This window comes from Methylophaga sp. (genome assembly GCF_030651745.1).
On the sequence record NZ_JAUSCC010000083.1, the window covers coordinates 1 to 2,642 of the forward strand.

The 2,642-nt window shown below is 44.6% G+C and carries 1 protein-coding gene; it reads right to left on the bottom strand.

What is annotated here, in order from left to right; genetic code table 11:
* Positions 1-3: 3 nt before the first annotated feature.
* Complete coding sequence (locus Q7V21_RS10050; protein ID WP_304917169.1) at positions 4-2,298, bottom strand: ABC transporter permease subunit; 2,295 nt, start codon at positions 2,296-2,298, stop codon at positions 4-6.
* Positions 2,299-2,642: the final 344 nt, after the last annotated feature.

The following is a 2,642-nucleotide window of genomic DNA, read 5'->3' on the forward strand; positions in this document are numbered from 1 at the left end:
CAATTACAGGTTGCTGTAGCGGGCACGCAGCCGCTGACGAATAATTTCGGCGAAGGTGTTGACGATAAATGTCAGAGCCAACAACACAAGAGCCGCTAAGAACAGGATTCGGAAATGTGACGAACCGACTGCCGTTTCAGGCAATTCAACCGCAATATTGGCTGACAGGGTCCGCATACCTTCAAAGATATTGAAGTTCACCACTGGGCTGTTACCGGTTGCCATTAATACAATCATGGTTTCACCGACAGCACGACCAAAGCCCATCATGATGGCCGAGAAAATACCCGGACTGGCGGTTGGCAACACCACACCGACAACGGTTTGCCAGCGGGTTGCGCCCAAGGCCAGAGAGCCTTGAGTAAGATGTTTTGGCACGGTAAATACCGCATCTTCAGCGATAGAAAAGATGGTCGGAATAACCGCAAAGCCCATCGCAATACCAACAATCATCGCATTACGTTGATCATAGGTAATACCGACATCAGTAAACCACTGACGCATACTGCCGTTAAAGAACCAGATTTCCATATACGGGCTGGCAGTGATACAAATAAAGCCAAACAACAGGATGACCGGCACTAATAATGCTGCTTCCCAACCATCTGGAACCACATGACGAACACCTGCTGGCAATTTTGACCAGGCAAAGGCAAACAGCAACATCATCACCGGCATCAATATCACGAAACTGAATATTGCCGGCAGATGGTCCTCAGCAAACGGAGCCAACCACAAACCAGCAAGAAAGCCCAAAATAACGGTAGGCAACGCTTCCATTATTTCAATGCTTGGCTTGACCACACCACGAATCTTCGGTGACATGAAATAAGCGGTGTAAATAGCACCGGCAATCGCTAATGGCATGGCAAACAACATTGCGTAGAAAGCTGCTTTCAACGTACCAATTGATAATGGAATCAAGCTGAATTTTGATTCAAATTCGTCAGACGCTGAGGATGACTGCCAGATATATTCTGGATCAGCACGTCCCTCATACCAGACCTTATTCCACATTGCCGAAAACGACAGTTGTGGATGCTGATTCCATAAACTGGCAACGTGAACCTGTTGCTGATCATCCAGCACCATCAAGCGGCCATTGACCTGAGAAATGGCTGCTGCGACCAGCGGATTTTTCGTCTGTTGTTCCAGATACAAAGTACGAGCTGACGTACCGTAGTGAATGCCCAGATAACCACCAGCATCCACTGCCAGAAAACCTTTACGGGTATATTCCGGTGCCAACGCTGTAATTGCATTTTTATGCGATTTGAATTCACGGATTTTGGTTAAGTCGTAGTTATTGTTTTCATCACGTACTAAAAACCACTGGCTTAACTCACCACGTTCATTTCCGACGATAAGCGAAACACTACCCACCAGAAAATCAATTGCGGTAATCGGACTGCCTTCACCAGCATTTACCGTGGCGACAAGACGGGAATTTTTAAAATCATTGATATTGTAATAATGAATAAAACCTTCGCTATCCGTAATGAATAAGCTACGTAAGGCTTTATCGAGAAGCATTTTGACGGGTGAGGCAGGGACATCACTCAATTCAATCGTGTTGTTTTCAACGGTAACTTCACCGGTCATCAAATTGCTCTTGCTACTGATTTGCGTTAACAACAAACGTTTATCAGCAGTTAATGCAGCGATCATTGAACCACCCGAACCACGAGTAACGGTTTCAATCGCTAATAACTCTAGCGGTTGGCCTTGTTCATCAATCGTAATGGCAGCTTCACCAAATGGATAATCAACAACTGGCGTAATTAAACGTTGATCATTCGGAAAGGAAGTTTGGAACGAATGTTTGCTGATGTGCACCTGACCGTTGCTTAAACCACGAGCTGTTACCCCACCTATATATTCAGAATGGGCAAAGCTGGTGATTGAAGAATCTTCAGGAAGTGACAGTTCGACTTGTTCACGAATCTTGCCATCATCTGCTTCGAAGAAAGTGATAACACCATCGTCGGTATATTGAATACCTAGTTCTTCGTAGCGTTCTAAAATTAAATGCTGGGTTTCTGCATTGGTCACAGGCAGGCTGTAACTGCTCTGCGGGGTAACTGAAGCGCCCTTAAGGATGGGCATTACTTCATAAAATAAGTAGACAAAAATCATTGCCAGAGCGAATACCACACCGTAACCGGCATAGGTAATACCCCAACGGGATAGTTTGTCTTTAAAGTCGCGTTTCTTACGCATTTTTTCACGCGCTTCTACTGAAGGCAGCAGAGATTTGCCGCGAGAATTAACATCCGCTGAGAGTGTCGTTTCATTCATGGTTGTTGTTGCCTGTTAGCCGCTGGACGGTTTGAGCTGCAATGATAAATTCAAACTGTGACAGAAATATGACAATACCTAAAAGCCCTATAATTATTGGCTTTGACCTATATTCAACCAAAAAAAAGAGAGGCCTAAGCCTCTCTTTTAGGTCAAACATTACGAGTTATTCAATGCCTAAATCTTTACGTACTTTTGCAGCAATTGATTCTGGTAATGGTACGAAGCCATCACGGAATACAACATCCTGACCTGGTTTAGAGTAGAGCATTTTCACGAATTCACGTGTTTGTGGGTCTAACTCTTGGTTAGGGTGTTTGTTGATGTAAACGTACAAGTAACGT

What these genes read in the sequence shown, in the direction of transcription:
- Q7V21_RS10050 (WP_304917169.1), bottom strand. Translation starts at nt 2,298, where the DNA reads ATGAATGAAACGACACTCTCAGCGGATGTTAATTCTCGCGGCAAATCT.